We start from the raw sequence: 13,426 nt of genomic DNA, 5'->3' as shown, positions 1-13,426 counted from the left end.
TCGATCTATTGACAACACGTCAATAAAAGGCAAGATTCCCAGTGGGGCCTCCGGTCGGACCGGGTGCCCCGGCTCCGGCGCGGGGGTGGAGTCGAACTTCGCGCGAAATTCGGCTCCTCGCGGCCGGGAGCAGGTGAGGACCGGGAGAGGACGGGGAGGCGGCCATGACACCGGCGGAGGAGTTCGGCGACGTCATCGTCGGCGCGGGCCTGATGGCCGGTGCCGCGAACGTGATCATGCAGCTGGGGCGCCCGGGAGTCGGATACGGCGTCCTGGAGAGCACAGTGGACAGCGGAAACCTCTTCAAACATCCCTACAAGCGCTCCCGCACCACCTTCACCTACCTGTCGGTGGCGACGCTGGGGACCGACGAGGAGAAGAAGGCCTACCGCCGGTCGGTCAACCGGGCGCACGCCCAGGTGCGCTCCGGTGAGTCGAGCCCGGTGAAGTACAACGCGTTCGACCCGCAGCTGCAGCTGTGGGTGGCGGCGTGCCTGTACCGGGGTTACGAGGACTCGTTCGTCGCGATGTCGGGGCAGCCCGTCCCGCGAGACCGCAGGGAGCCGATCTACGCGGCCTCGGCTCCGCTCGGGACGACGCTGCAGGTCAAGCCGGAGATGTGGCCCGCGACACGCGACGAGTTCGACGACTACTGGGAGAAGAACCTCGCCGAGGTCCGCATCGACGACCCCGTCCGCAGGCACCTCCTGGACATCGCCGAGCTCCGCTTCCTGCCCGCGGTCCTGCGAGTCCCCCTCGCGCCGTTCAACAAGTTCATCACCACCGGTTTCCTGCCGCAGACATTCCGCGACCAGATGGGTCTGTCCTGGACTCACCGCGACCAGCGCCGCTTCGACCGGGTCACCCGCGCGATCGGCGCGGTCGCGCTCCGGCTGCCGCAGCCGCTGCGCCGGTTCCCCTTCAACTACTTCCTCTGGGACCTCCGCCGCCGCATGCGCGCCGGAAAACCCCTGGTCTGATCCTCTCGCGTGAGCGCGGGAGCGGTGGTGATCTCGGTGCCGTTGGCCAGCAGCGCTGTTGCCGAGAGGCCGAACATGCGCCGGAAGGTGTCGCTGAAGTGGCTCGCGGAGGCGAAGCCCGCGTCGGTCGCCGCCGTGGTGAGGTTCGCGTCCGCTTCGACGCCGGCACCCACGCGCAGCATCCGGGACCAGATTCGGAACCGGCGGAAGCTGGTGCCCGCGTTCTCCGAGAACAGGTGGAGGAAGCGGGATGTCGAGATCCCTGACTCGGCGGCGAACGCTTCGGCGTCCCGTTCGAGCCCGGGTTCGGCCAGCAGCGAGTCCATCGCCGCCCGGATCCTCGTGTCGATGAGGCGTTCCGAGGGGGTGCCGAGGACGAGCCGGCGGAGTTCGCCGGTTTGGTGGACCTGGTCGAGCACCGCCGGTTCGTCCCGGTGCGTGGCGGTGATCGTGCCCAGAGCCTCGGTCATGAGCTCGCGCACGCCGGCGACATCGGTGCGGGAATCCAGGTAGTGGAACAGCATCCGGCCTTCGCGGGCCTCGATCCGGTGCGGGAGCCGTGCCGGGATCAGAACGCTGCGGCGGAGCCAGGCGCCGTCGGGTGCGTGCACCACGAACGCGTCGTCCACGCCGAAGGCGAGGCAGTGCACCGGGGTGGAGTGCAGGTCCCACCGCAACTGCGGACCCAGGTAGGTGGCCTGGCCCGGCCACAGCCGCACCCTCGCGCGTTCGGCGCTCATGGCCGTCATGGTCGCACGACGCCGAGGATCAACCCGCTGGTCACGGCTTCCACCAGGAAGTAGAACCAGATCGGGTAGAAGGCGGTCGGGGAGTCGAGGATCCGGGAGATCAGGCGCCCGGCTGCCATGCCCGCCAGCGCCATTCCGACCGCCCACGCCGCACCGGTCCGCACCGGGTCGTCACCCGCCACGCACCATCCGAGCACCCCGGCAACGGCCAGACCGAAACCGCCGTACACGGAACGCACTTCGGACCTGCTCGCGGCGCTGGAGGTCACCAGTCCGAACGGGCGCACCAGAGCGGCGGGTGCCACCAGGGCGAACACCCCCATCCCGGCGAAGAAGACCGCACCCAGCGCCAGTACCACTTCCCGCATCGAACGCCCCTCCTGGTGAAGATCTCGGGGAACATCCTCGCCCGGTGCGGACCGGGTGCGCTTCCGAGAACGTGCTGCGAGGCGGTATAGGGAATGCCTATGCGGTCGGCTGCATTTTCGTCTTTGCCTTCGCTTTTCGAGCGGACGTAGCGTGAAGCTGTTCGGGTCGAGAGGTTCGAAAAGAGCGTGGTGCGGCCGTTTTCGCATCGAGAAAACGAGGAGTGGGCATGACTGCCGTCGGAATTCGGGAGTTCGAGGGGAAACGCGCCCTGGTGACAGGTGGTTCACGGGGCATTGGAGCGGCTGTCGTGCGTGGTCTGCTCGACGCGGGGGCCCGGGTGCTCACGACCGCCAGGACCGCCAGGACCGCACCGGACGGGGCGGCGCTCGTCACCGCCGACGTGCGCGGACGTGCCGGGATCCAGGAGGTCGTCGAGGCAGCCCACGACGTGCTGGGCGGGGTGGACGTGCTGGTCGAGAACGTGGGCGGCGCGCAGCCGCACGAACAGGCCACGGCGATCCCGGACGAGGAGTGGCAGGAGGCGCTGGACCTGAACTTCCTCGCCTCGGTGCGCCTGGACGCGCTGCTGGCGCCGGGCATGCGGGAGCGTCGTTCGGGGGCGATCGTGCACGTGTCCTCGGCGGCGATCTACAGCCCGCCACCGCAGTTCCTGCACTACGCGGCGGCCAAGGTGGCGCTGGAGACCTACAGCAGGGGACTGGCCGCCGAACTGGCACCGCACGGGGTGCGGGTCAACACCGTGACGCCGGGCCGGGTGGTGACGCCGGGCGGGGAGCAGACGCGCAGCCAGTGGGCGCGGCTGGAACCGGGGCAGGACGCGGCGCCGGTCCCGCTCGGCCGGGAGGGAGCGCCGGAAGACATCGCGAACGCGATCCTGTTCCTCGCCTCCGACCGCGCGGAGTGGGTGACCGGCAGCAAGCTCATCGTCGACGGCGGTGAGTTCCACCGGGGCTGAACGCTTCTGGACCTCAACGCTGCGCCGCGGGAACCGAACTGATCGTCGGGGCGTTGTGCCAGAGCTCTTGGCGGAGCAAGTGCAGGAGCGCCGACTCCGCCGGACCCGGATCCTGCCGGAGCACGGCGATCACGGGCTGCGTGACCACCGGTGAGACCGGTCGCGCGAGGTGCTCGTAGCCGTCGGGAACGGCGGAGGCGGGAACCAGTGCGACTCCCAGGCCGTGGGCGGCCCAGCGGACGGCCGTTGCGGTCTGGGAGACGCGGGCGGCGGTGGCGGGAGTCAGATCGCTGTCGCGCAGCTCGGTGAGCAGCACGGCGTCCAGCGCGCTGTCGCGGTCGAACCGGACCCACGGTTGCCCGCCCAACTCGCGCAGATCGACCTCATCGGCGGCCAGCAGCGGGTGCGATTCGCCCAGCACCACCACGAACTGCTCGTCGCCGAGGTGGTGGGCGCGTTCGGGGCTCCGCTCGCACGCCGCCATCAGCGAGAGGTCCAGCACTCCTCGCTTGCACAGCCGGTCGAGCTCGGCGGAGCTCGGCTCCTCGAAGACGCTGACCTCCACGCGCGGGTAGCGTCGCCGCAGCGCGCGCAGGGCACCCGGCAGCTGCCGGGTGCCGAACCCCAGCTGAGCCGCGACCACGAGCTCGCCCACCAGTTCCTCGCCGCCCGCCCGAGCGGTCGCCCGCGCTCGCCTGGCCGCGGTCACCGCGACCTCGGCCTCCCGCAGGAACGCCAGCCCCACCGACGTCGGCACCAGGCCGTTCGGCGTGCGCGCGAAGAGCGTCGCCCCGAGCTCGCGCTCCAGTCCCCGGATCTGCTGCGACACCGAGGGCTGGGCGACGTGCAGCGACTCGGCTGCCGCGGTCACCGACCCCTGCTCGGCCACGGCCAGCGCGTACTCGAACTGGCGAAGGCTCATCGGCTTCCCTCCCTGTTGGGACCACTCGGCCCGACGAGGTTGAACGCGCGCCGCCGACGTCCTGTTCCCGAACGATCTCCGCAGGCGCCGCACCAGAAGCTTCGATCCCACCTCTCCACCGGCGCGAGACGGTCCCGAGCACCGCTGGGAGCCGCCGATGATGGAGTATCTGCAGCACAACGGTTCCGGGTTGTTCGCCCGCTCGTCCGGAGCAGAGCCGGGAGGCTCGTAGGGTCAGGGGCTCTTCGGCTGATCGGCCGCTCCGCTCAGGGTCGTACGACTTTGGTCGTACGGGTTGTAATCAGGGTTCCCGAACTGGTTTTTCCGGGATTCGGCCGGAGGTTACGGCGCCGTCAGGTTCGTAGTTTTTCCAGTGGACATGATCGCCCGGCTCTCGTGGTGGGGGCCGGGCGATGCGCCTACTGGAGGGAGACCCATGCACGCCAAGGCGGCCGAATACCGCGGTGGGCTCGCGGCGTTGTCGGTGAACGCGTCGCTCGACGAGGTGCTGGCGCAGGCCGAGAAGCACGACGCGGCCGCGACCGGACCCGGTGAGCGGGCGGGGGCGCTGCTGGCGATCGCCGAGGCGTGCAGACGACTGGGCAGAGTGGATCGGGCGGAGCGCGCCTGGCGTGCGAGCTACCGGGCGGCGCGCGAGGCCGTCGATCAGGACGCGATGGCGTGGGCGCTGTGGAGCGGCGGCACGCTCGCCCGGCAGTGCGGGCGCTACGTCCTGGCGCACCGCTTGCTGAGCCGTGCCGCGGCGGCCGCCGAGCATGGCACCGACCGGGTGGCGCGTGGGTACGCGCTGGCCGGGCTCGCCGAAACCGGCCGTGTGCAAGGGGATTTCGCCGGAACTCTGCGGTTGCACGAGCAGCTGCTCGCCGAGGCGCGGGCCGACGGCCAGCCCAGGCACATCGTGTGGGCGCTGGAGGGGATCGCGCAGATCCACCGGCACGACGGCAACTACGACCTCGCGCTGGCGATGTTCACCGAGGCGTGCCAGATCGCGACCGACGGTGATGATCAGCGCGGCCGGGCGTGGGCGTTGCGGGGGATCGCCGACCTCACCTCGCTGCGAGGTGAGGTCGACGAGGCACTGGCCCTGCTCGCCGAAGCCGAAGTCGCCTGCCGCCGGATGCGCCTCGAAGCGGCGCTGGCCTACAACCACAAGATGCGCGGCAACGTCCTCTACCGCGCAGGCCGCTACGCCGAGGCCGAGCGCGTGTACTCGGACACGGTGGAGGAGTTCACGAGCATCAGCGAACCGCGGGGCGAGGCGCTGGCCCGGCTCGGCCTGGTCAAGAGCCGAGCACGCCGGGGCACCGAGCCGAGCGCGGTCGAGCGGGAACTGAGCGAGCTGCACGCCCACTTCACCGGAACCGGCCTGCACCACGCGGCGGAGATGACCGAAGCGGCCCGACGAGAACTCCTCCCGTAGAGCGGGCGGCGGTCAGTCGGGGAGGGTCAGCGCGGAGTGCTCGGGGCGCCCGGTCGCCGGTGGCGGATCGGTGAGCCCGCGAAGCCCCGCGTTGCGCCTCTCCAGCGCCTCCGCCGTGGTCGGGAACAAGGCCGCGTCACCTTCCCCGACGAGGGCTTGGTTGAGCTCGACGAATTCCCGGGAGCGAGCTTCGTAGGCGGTGAACGCCTCGGCGTGGTCGGTGGTCGACGCCAGCGCGTCGGCGAGCACGTAGGGTCCGACCAGCGCGAGGCTCGACCCCTGACCGGACAGGAAGGACGGGGCGTGGGCGGCGTCGCCGACGAGGGCGACACGGCCCCGGGACCACGCGGGCAGGTGGATCTGGCTGACCGTGTCGAAGAACAGGTCGTCGGCCTCGCGCATGGCCTTGACCATCGACGGGATCTCCCAGCCGTCCTCGGCGAACGCGGCGGCGACCAGCTCGCGCTGCGCCTCGGGATCGCGCAGCAGCTCCATCGGCGGCTGCGGGCCGAGGAAGTTGAGGAACCCGTGCACGAAGTCGCTGTCCTGCACGCCGTAGACCGCCGCGGCGCGACCCGGAGCGTTCCACAGGACGGCCTCATGGGAGAGCCCGAAGTTGTTGGGCATGGTGAACCCGGCGAAGCAGAAGCCCAGGTAGCGGTGGAACTGGAGCTCGGGGCCGAAGGTGAGCTCTCGGGTCCGGGAGTGCAGCCCGTCGGCTCCGACGACCAGGTCGAAGTCCCGCTGCGCTCCGCTGCGGAAGGTGACCCGGACTCCCTCCGAGCGCTCGTCCAGCACGTCGATCGAGTCGTTGAACACGAACTCCACGTCCTCGCGCACCGCGTCGTGGAGCACCGAGGTCAGGTCTCCGCGGCGGACCTCCAGGTCCTGGCCGTCGACGCCGCCCGTGACGTGCTGCGGGTGCACCGCCGCCGCCACGGTCCCGTCGGCTTCGAGGAACGTCAGCCGCCGGCTCTCGATGTCGGCTTCCCGCAGCTGCGGCAGGATTCCCATCCTCCGGACGACTTCCAGCGCGGTTCCCCGCACGTCGATCGGGTAGCCACCGTCGCGCACCGCCGGGGCCTTCTCCACGACCGTGACCTCGAACCCCTTGCGGTGCAACCAGAACGCCGTAGCCGGGCCTGCGATGCTCGCGCCCGATACCAACACCCTCATGTTCTTCTCCTTCACCTGGTGGACTTGCGCTGACGGATGAGCACGACGGCGAGAACGGTGGAGACGCCGAAGGCGACGGAGGCGATCGCGATGTAGGTGAACACGCCCGCCCCCGAGTAGGCGGCCGGCAGCGCGGTGGCCCGGAGCACCGCCGAGCCCGCGAAATTGAACATCACCGAGCCGATCGCGACCACGACCATGACCAGGCTCGACACCGTCGCCTGCCGGCTCGCGGGCGCGAGGCTGCCCGCGACGTTGAACCCGGAGGTGCCCAGCGCTCCCACGGTGAAACCCAGCAGGAGCGCGAACACCAGCGCGGCCGGGAACGAGCCGACACCGGCGAACATGCCTGCGGTGCCGATGGTTCCGAGTGCCACGGCACCGGCCAGCGTCACCACCGGACCGAAGCGCGCCGCCAGCACCCCGGCCAGCGGGCCGCCGACCATGACGCCGACACCGGGTGCGGCCAGCAGCATCGCGGTCGATCCCTGCCCGGCGAGCCCGTACCCGAGACCCTGGTGGAGCGAGACGTCCCCGACGAGCGGTAGCAGTTGCAGCATGCTCTGGTACGAGCCGGTCGCCAGCACCACGATCAGCAGCGTGAGCAGCAGCGGCCCGCCGAGTCCTCGCACGTCGATCAGCGGTTCGGCCACGCGGCCGGAGACGATCCACCACCGCACCAGCGCCGCCGCCCCGGCGACGAGCAGCACGAGCGGTCCGATCTCCAGCCATCCGAGCTCGGAACCGAGGCTGATGTAGCTGAGCACGCCGATCAGGCCGGTGCCGAGCAGCGCAGCCCCGCCGAAGTCGATCCTGCCCGGTGTGGTGATCGGCGACTCGGCCACCACGACGCGCACCGCCAGCGCCATCGCGGCGGCGACCGCTGCGGAGAGGACGAACAGGACCTGGAAACCGTTCTCAGCGGCCAGCTTCTCCGTCGCGAAGCGCGACACGATGTTCAGCACAGCAGATCCCGAGGTGACGATGCCGACGACGACCATCGCCAGGCGCGGCGCGCAGACGTCGCGGACGATCGCCACGGTCAGGAACATCGCCGCCACGGCGGAGCCCTGCAGCAGCCGGCCCGCCACGAACATCCACGTGGTGGGCGCGATCGCGCACACCAGGGCACCTGCGCAGCTGATCAGCAGCGTGAGCACCAGGACCTTGCGCTTGCCGTGGACGTCGGCGCTCTTGCCGAGCAGGGGAGCCCACATCGCGCCGGCCAGCATCGCGCTGGCGTTGAGCCAGGCCGCCTGATCGGTGCCGAAGTGATCGAGCATCTGCGGCAGGACGATCAGCGGTGCGGTGATGGCGGTGTCCACCATGAAGTTGACCAGGACCAGCACCGCGACCAGGCCGAGGAGCCGCCGGTCCCACCTGGTGCGGAGCCCGGTTCCCACGTCGTCGATGACCTGCATGCGCCACTCCCCGCATCGCCGTGCTCGTTGCCTGACGAAAAACTACACTACACGGTGTAGTGTGGATTGCCTGAGAATAGGATGAGAACCATGGCGACACCGAAGACGGCCCCGCAGGCGCCCGGACGGCGGAGGCGGACCGAGATGAAGCGCGCGGCGATCCTGGACGCCGCCGAGGAGCTGTTCGTCTCCGAAGGCTTCGACGTCGTCAGCGTGGACGCCATCGCCGCCCGTGCGGAGGTCTCCAAGCGCACCGTCTACGACCACTTCGGCGACAAGCGAGCCCTGTTCCAGGGGGCGCTGGAGCGCTCGGGCGAGGTGCTGCTGCGCACCATCCGCTCCGCCATCGACGACGAGCTCACCGCCGACCGCGACCTCCGCGAGGCCCTGCACGCCTTCGCCCAGCGGGTCACGACGGAAACGTTCCCGTCCTCGGTCTACGTCAACTTCCGCCGCCTCAACAGCCAAGCCTCGCGCCTGCCGGAGCAGCTCGACGACGAACCCGAGCGCTCCCTGCAGGAGCGCTTCCTCCGCTACGCCGAAGCCGGCCGGCTCCGCGTCCCCAACCCGCGCCGCGCGGTCCAGCACTTCATCGCGCTGACCATGCGCCTGGCCCTCGACGTCATCGACGAGACCCCGGACATCGCGAACGATCCCGAAGAGCTCCACGACCTCATCGCAGACGGAGTCGACGCCTTCCTCCGCGCCTACCGCTGAACCCGGCTCCCTCGCGGAAGGGCGGGCTGGACCTGCCCGTGATCGACGCGTTTCTCCGGCTGCGCACCGGGAATGCCCTGGTGGGCGGGTGGCGTTACCGGTGCATCGGCACGAGGTGGGGAGGGTGCGATGGCGGGGATCGGAGTTCCGGACTCGTCCGGTGCCATGGATGCGTACTCGCGCACCGTCAGCTCGGTCGCCGCGCAGATCACGCCGAGCGTGGCGAGCGTGCGCACGCGTGGTGAGTGGGGAGAGGCCAAGGGGTCCGCGGTGGTGTTCACCGAGGACGGGTTCCTGCTGACCAACGCTCACGTGCTCGGCGGTTCGCGGGCCGGCACGGCGTACTTCGCGGACGGCACGAGCGGTGAGCTGTCGGTGGTGGGCGCGGATCCGCTGTCGGACCTCGCGGTGGTCCGCGTCGACGGGCCGACGCCGAAACCTGTCGAGCTCGGCGACAGCGACGACCTCGTCGTGGGTCAGCTGGTGGTGGCGGTGGGAAATCCGCTCGGCTTGACCGGTTCGGTCACGGCGGGCGTCGTCAGCGGGCTAGGGCGGTCGATGCCGTCGGGCGGCGGTCATGCCGCGCGGATGATCGAGGACGTGATCCAGACCGATGCTGCGCTCAACCCCGGCAACTCCGGGGGAGCGCTCGCCGACGCGCGGGGAGTCGTGGTCGGCATCAACACGGCTGTGGCCGGGATCGGCGTGGGGCTGGCGGTTCCGATCAACTCGACCACGCGGCGGATCATCTACTCGCTGATGCGGACCGGGCGGGTTCGGCGCGCCTACCTCGGGCTTGTCACCACGCCCGCGCCGCTGCCGGAGGCTCTGGCCGCGCGCCTGGACCAGCGAACGGGCCTGCGCGTCGTGGACGTCGTGCGCCGCAGCCCCGCCGACCGCGCGGGCCTGCACCCCGGCGATCTCGTCCTGACCGCCGCAGGTGAACCGGTCCGCAACGCCCAGGGCCTGCAGCGGCTGATGTTCGCCGAAGCCATCGGAAAACCGTTGCAGATCACCGTGACCCGCAACGGCGCGATGGTCGACGTCATCGCCGAACCCACCGAACTCCAAGACGCGGCAGCCTGATCCGTTGGGTGGGCGTGGGCTGCGGCCTGATCCGTTGGGTGGGGTGGGAAAGTTTTCATGAAAACTTCCCCACCCCACCCAACGCGCACGACACGCATCAGGGACGGGCCGCGGAGGGGATGGAGAGGGAGGGTACGGAGGGCACGGAGGGGGAGGGTGCGGAGGCGCTGTGCCTTCTTCTTCGAGGGCTTCTGGCGACCGCACCGCCACGCAAGATCCCAGCAGTTCTCAGACGGTGGACGAGTCTTCCAGGCTCATCGCGCGGTAGCGGCGATCGGCGTCGGAGGTGAAGCGCTCGTCGCTCCAGCCGTAGTAGTTCTTCGCCCGCCGCGCGCGGTGGCAGGCCAGGCACGCGCGGAGACCGCGCTTGGCCGAGGCCGTGACCAGGTTCGGCGCCTCCAGCAGGTGTCCTCGCGGGCACCGCGTCTTGCGCGCGTTGTGGTTCATACCCCGATGGTAGGTCCGAGTAGTAACACTGAAACTATTATCTCCGTCTCCCTCCCGGGCAGCGCCGAGCGGTAGGTTCGCGGCGACCGGCCGAGCGTCCGAGATGGGTGGGCATGGGCAGCAGCACCGTGGTTCCGGAAGGGCTGCGCGCCGACGTGCAGCGGCTGTGGGACTACCACGACATGGGTCATGAGCTGCGGCGATGCGATGTCGGAGTCGGTCTGGGGAGTCATGATCTCGGGGTCGCCGACCACGTCGTCGAGCTCCACGACGCGGGCTGGTTCCCGCTCGTCGTGTTCACCGGAGCGAACGCGCCGACGACCGCGGAGCGGTTCCCGAGGGGTGAGGCCGTTCACTACCGCGAGCACGCTGTCGCCCTCGGCGTCCCTGACGAGGCGATCCTGGTCGAGCCGAGAGCGACCAACACCGCGGAGAACATCGAGTTCACCCGCGAGCTCCTCGCCGGTTGCGACGTCGGGTCCCTGCTGCTGGTGTCCAAGCCCTACCAGCAGCGACGGGCGTTCGCCACGGCCAAGAAGGTCTGGCCGGAGGTCGACATCATCTGCAGCTCGCAACGGATCCCCCTCGACGAGTACGTCGCGGCCATCGGTGACGCCGACCGCGTCATCGCCATGCTTGTCGGCGACACCCAGCGCATCACCGTCTACGCCGAGCGCGGCTTCGCCATCCCGCAAGACGTGCCCGCCGAGGTCGAGGACGCCTACCGCCGCCTGCTCGACGCCGGCTACACCCACCGCCTCGTCCAGGCCTGATCGGTTCCGCTGTCAGCGGAACGGCGGTCCCGGGACGTCCGGCGGGTGTCAGGATTGGTGCATGGCGGACGTTCTTGACTTCAACCGGAAGCGCAAGGCCGAGCCCGACCCGCTCTGGCGCGAGGAGCTCGGCCGCGCGCTTCGCGCGATCAGGGAAGAACGGGGTGACCGGCTCGTCGACGTCGCCGAACGAGCCGGTGTGTCCCCTCAGTACCTCTCGGAGATGGAGCGGGGCCGCAAGGAGCCGTCGAGCGAGATGATCGCCGCCGTCAGCGGAGCGCTCGACGTCGACCTCGCGGAGCTGCTCACCGGCATCGTCGGCCAGGTCCGGATGACCCAGGGCATGTTCTCCGCTCCCGTCGGTCGCCCTTCCGGCCCGCTCCTCATGGCGGTTTAGCGGGGTGAGGGGAAGTTTTCATGAAAACTTCCCCCGTTCGTCCAGGACGTGGTCGGCGAGGCCGTAGGCGACCGATTCCTGCGCGTCGAAGACGCGATCGCGGTCCGTGTCGTGCCGCAGCGTCGCCACGTCCCGGCCCGTGTGCCGCGAGAGGATCTCCTCCAGCTGGGTGCGCACCCGGACCACCTCGTCCGCCTGCAGGATCAGGTCCGGGATCGTGCCCCGTCCTTGGGCGGCCGGCTGGTGCAGCACCACCCGCGTGTGCGGGAGGACGGCGCGGCGGCCGGGCGCTCCGGCGGCCAGCAGCACCGCGCTGGCGGCCACCGCCTGCCCGACGCAGGTCGTGGCGACGGGGGCCTTGATGTAGCGGATGGTGTCGTAGAGCGCCAGCATCGCCGACGGGTCGCCGCCCTCGGAGTTGATGTAGAGGTTGATCTCCCGGTCTGGGCTGTCGGCCTCCAGGTGCAGCAGCTGCGCGATCAGGGCGTTGGCGACGCCGGAGTCGATCGGGGTGCCGAGGTAGACGATGCGCTCGGCCAGCAGGTGCGAGTAGACGTCCATGATCCGCTCGCCGTTGGTGCTGCGGGTGATGACGTTCGGGATCGTGTAGCTGGTCATGCCCGCGCCCCCGAATCCACTCCGAGCCCCACCGGGTAGCGCATCGGCATCAACTGGCCGAGCCCCTCGACGATGTGGTCGACGAACCCGTACTCGCGCGCCTGCTCAGCGCTGAACCAGCGGTCGTGCAGGGAGTCGGAGAACACCCGCTCCACGGGCTGGCCGGTGTCCTCGGCGATGAGGCCCAGGACCGTGTCGCGCGTGTAGCGCAGGTCGTCGGCCTGCACCTCCACCTCGACAGCCGAACCGCTGATCCCCGCCGAGCCCTGGTGCATCAGGATCCGCGAGTGCGGCAGCGCGAAGCGCTTGCCCGCGGTGCCGGCCGACAGCAGGAACTGCCCGGCGCTGCAGGCCAATCCGAGCGCGAGCGTGGAGACGTCGCACGGCACGAGCCGCACCACGTCGCGGATCGCCAGCATCGAGGGCACCGAACCGCCGGGGGAGTGGATCCACAGCGCGATGTCCTTGTCCGGATCGGCGTGGGCGAGGGACAGCAGCTGCGTGATCAGCACCGTCCCGTTGTCGTCGTCGAGCGGGCCGTCGAGCACCAGGACCCGCTGGCTGTAGAACCGTTCGCGAAGCCGGTGGTCGAACATCGGCTGCTTCTCGTCGTTGGCCATGTCCCGACCATGCCGCCACGACGGCGTTCCAGGATCCCCGCGCTGCTCACAGCAGATCCGCCCCCGGCAGCGCGGACCGCCCGGTCGAGGTCAGCGCGACGTCATGGCCTCGGCAGTGCTGGTCATGGCGGCGAAGAGTTGGGTGGCTGCGTCGACGAGTTCTGGCTTGGAGATGGTGATGATCCCGTTGAGCCAGGCGAGCAGGAGTTCGCTGAAGCCGCCGACGAGGATCGAGGCGGTGATCATGCTGAGCTGGTCGTCGGTGCCGTCGCCGCGCGCGGCCTGGACGTGGCCGGCGATGATGAATCCCGTCTCCACGCGGCGGCGGTTGAGCTTCTCGTTGCCCAGCGCCTCGACGTAGAGGACCCGGCCGCGCCGGTGATCGGCGTCGATGAACTCGACCGTGGTCTCCACCAGGGCTCGCAGCGGTGATCGCTCGCCCGCGTTCTCGACGGCTTCGGTGACCTGCTCGCGGAGGTCGGCGATGAGCTGGTCGTAGAGCGCGATGACCAGCTCGTCGAGGTCGGTGAAGCTCTCGTAGAAGTAGCGCGGGTTGAGCCTCGCCGCGTGGCAGATCGCCCGCACCGAGGTGCCCGACCAGCCCTCGGTGCCGAGCAGCTCCAAGGTCGCGTCGAGCAGCAGGGCACGCCGCGCCGACACCCGGTCGGCGGCTGGAACACCCGCCCAGCGAGTGGGTTTCGCGGAGTCATCAGGTCTTGGCAACACGCGTTACC

At 70.2% G+C, this 13,426-nt stretch carries 16 protein-coding genes; 7 read left to right on the top strand and 9 right to left on the bottom strand.

The window, feature by feature from the left end:
- Positions 1-164: 164 nt before the first annotated feature.
- A complete protein-coding gene (locus ACYVF3_RS27650; RefSeq protein ID WP_461157195.1) occupies positions 165-980 on the top strand; it encodes an oxygenase MpaB family protein in 816 nt (271 codons plus the stop codon).
- On the opposite strand, the gene ACYVF3_RS27645 is transcribed toward ACYVF3_RS27650, so the two are convergent.
- Positions 926-1,720, bottom strand: coding sequence for an AraC family transcriptional regulator (locus ACYVF3_RS27645; RefSeq protein WP_461157194.1), 795 nt, complete (start codon positions 1,718-1,720; stop codon positions 926-928). The genes ACYVF3_RS27650 and ACYVF3_RS27645 overlap by 55 nt on opposite strands.
- 5 nt (positions 1,721-1,725) lie before the next feature.
- Positions 1,726-2,097 carry a DUF4345 domain-containing protein gene (locus ACYVF3_RS27640; RefSeq protein ID WP_461157193.1) on the bottom strand — a complete coding sequence of 124 codons (372 nt, stop codon included), beginning with the start codon at positions 2,095-2,097 and terminating at the stop codon, positions 1,726-1,728.
- A gap of 227 nt (positions 2,098-2,324) precedes the next feature.
- On the opposite strand from ACYVF3_RS27640, the gene ACYVF3_RS27635 reads away from it, so the two are divergent.
- The gene (locus tag ACYVF3_RS27635; protein WP_461157192.1) at positions 2,325-3,074 is read left to right on the top strand and encodes an oxidoreductase; all 750 of its coding nucleotides are present in this window, start codon (positions 2,325-2,327) and stop codon (positions 3,072-3,074) included.
- A gap of 13 nt (positions 3,075-3,087) precedes the next feature.
- On the opposite strand, the gene ACYVF3_RS27630 is transcribed toward ACYVF3_RS27635, so the two are convergent.
- Positions 3,088-3,996 carry a LysR family transcriptional regulator gene (locus ACYVF3_RS27630; protein ID WP_461157191.1) on the bottom strand — a complete coding sequence of 303 codons (909 nt, stop codon included), beginning with the start codon at positions 3,994-3,996 and terminating at the stop codon, positions 3,088-3,090.
- 436 nt (positions 3,997-4,432) lie between these two features.
- Here ACYVF3_RS27630 and ACYVF3_RS27625 point away from each other — a divergent pair, with 436 nt between their 5' ends.
- The gene (locus tag ACYVF3_RS27625; RefSeq protein WP_461157190.1) at positions 4,433-5,437 is read left to right on the top strand and encodes a tetratricopeptide repeat protein; all 1,005 of its coding nucleotides are present in this window, start codon (positions 4,433-4,435) and stop codon (positions 5,435-5,437) included.
- Positions 5,438-5,449: 12 nt separating this feature from the next.
- On the opposite strand, the gene ACYVF3_RS27620 is transcribed toward ACYVF3_RS27625, so the two are convergent.
- The gene (locus ACYVF3_RS27620) at positions 5,450-6,613 is read right to left on the bottom strand and encodes an FAD-dependent monooxygenase (protein ID WP_461157189.1); all 1,164 of its coding nucleotides are present in this window, start codon (positions 6,611-6,613) and stop codon (positions 5,450-5,452) included.
- Between the two features lie 11 nt (positions 6,614-6,624).
- Positions 6,625-8,034, bottom strand: coding sequence for an MFS transporter (locus tag ACYVF3_RS27615; RefSeq protein WP_461157188.1), 1,410 nt, complete (start codon positions 8,032-8,034; stop codon positions 6,625-6,627).
- A gap of 90 nt (positions 8,035-8,124) precedes the next feature.
- Between ACYVF3_RS27615 and ACYVF3_RS27610 the strand changes: the two genes are divergently transcribed.
- Positions 8,125-8,751: a TetR/AcrR family transcriptional regulator gene (locus ACYVF3_RS27610; RefSeq protein ID WP_461157187.1), complete on the top strand. Its 627-nt coding sequence runs from the start codon at positions 8,125-8,127 to the stop codon at positions 8,749-8,751.
- Positions 8,752-8,880: 129 nt separating this feature from the next.
- Positions 8,881-9,837 (top strand): S1C family serine protease, encoded by a 957-nt coding sequence (locus ACYVF3_RS27605; protein ID WP_461157186.1) that lies wholly within the window; start codon positions 8,881-8,883, stop codon positions 9,835-9,837.
- 228 nt (positions 9,838-10,065) lie between these two features.
- On the opposite strand, the gene ACYVF3_RS27600 is transcribed toward ACYVF3_RS27605, so the two are convergent.
- Complete coding sequence (locus ACYVF3_RS27600; RefSeq protein WP_461157185.1) at positions 10,066-10,284, bottom strand: hypothetical protein; 219 nt, start codon at positions 10,282-10,284, stop codon at positions 10,066-10,068.
- Positions 10,285-10,397: 113 nt separating this feature from the next.
- Here ACYVF3_RS27600 and ACYVF3_RS27595 point away from each other — a divergent pair, with 113 nt between their 5' ends.
- Together ACYVF3_RS27595 and ACYVF3_RS27590 are read left to right on the top strand one after the other, a co-directional pair.
- Entirely contained in the window at positions 10,398-11,057 is a 660-nt protein-coding gene (locus tag ACYVF3_RS27595) for a YdcF family protein (protein WP_461157184.1), read from the top strand.
- A 61-nt stretch (positions 11,058-11,118) separates the two neighbouring features.
- Entirely contained in the window at positions 11,119-11,454 is a 336-nt protein-coding gene (locus ACYVF3_RS27590) for a helix-turn-helix domain-containing protein (protein ID WP_461157183.1), read from the top strand.
- Positions 11,455-11,472: 18 nt separating this feature from the next.
- Here ACYVF3_RS27590 and ACYVF3_RS27585 read toward each other — a convergent pair whose 3' ends face one another.
- The 3 genes from ACYVF3_RS27585 to ACYVF3_RS27575 form a co-directional block, all read right to left on the bottom strand.
- On the bottom strand, positions 11,473-12,072 hold the full coding sequence (locus ACYVF3_RS27585; RefSeq protein WP_461157182.1) for a ClpP family protease: 600 nt from the start codon (positions 12,070-12,072) through the stop codon (positions 11,473-11,475).
- A complete protein-coding gene (locus ACYVF3_RS27580; RefSeq protein WP_461157181.1) occupies positions 12,069-12,692 on the bottom strand; it encodes a ClpP family protease in 624 nt (207 codons plus the stop codon). Before ACYVF3_RS27580 ends, ACYVF3_RS27585 begins: the two co-directional genes overlap by 4 nt.
- Before the next feature lie 90 nt (positions 12,693-12,782).
- Positions 12,783-13,415: a TetR/AcrR family transcriptional regulator gene (locus ACYVF3_RS27575; RefSeq protein ID WP_461157180.1), complete on the bottom strand. Its 633-nt coding sequence runs from the start codon at positions 13,413-13,415 to the stop codon at positions 12,783-12,785.
- Positions 13,416-13,426: the final 11 nt, after the last annotated feature.

This window comes from Saccharopolyspora tripterygii (genome assembly GCF_054778355.1).
The sequence above is the reverse complement of the archived record's forward strand: the minus strand, read 5'-3'. Positions and strand labels throughout refer to the sequence as shown.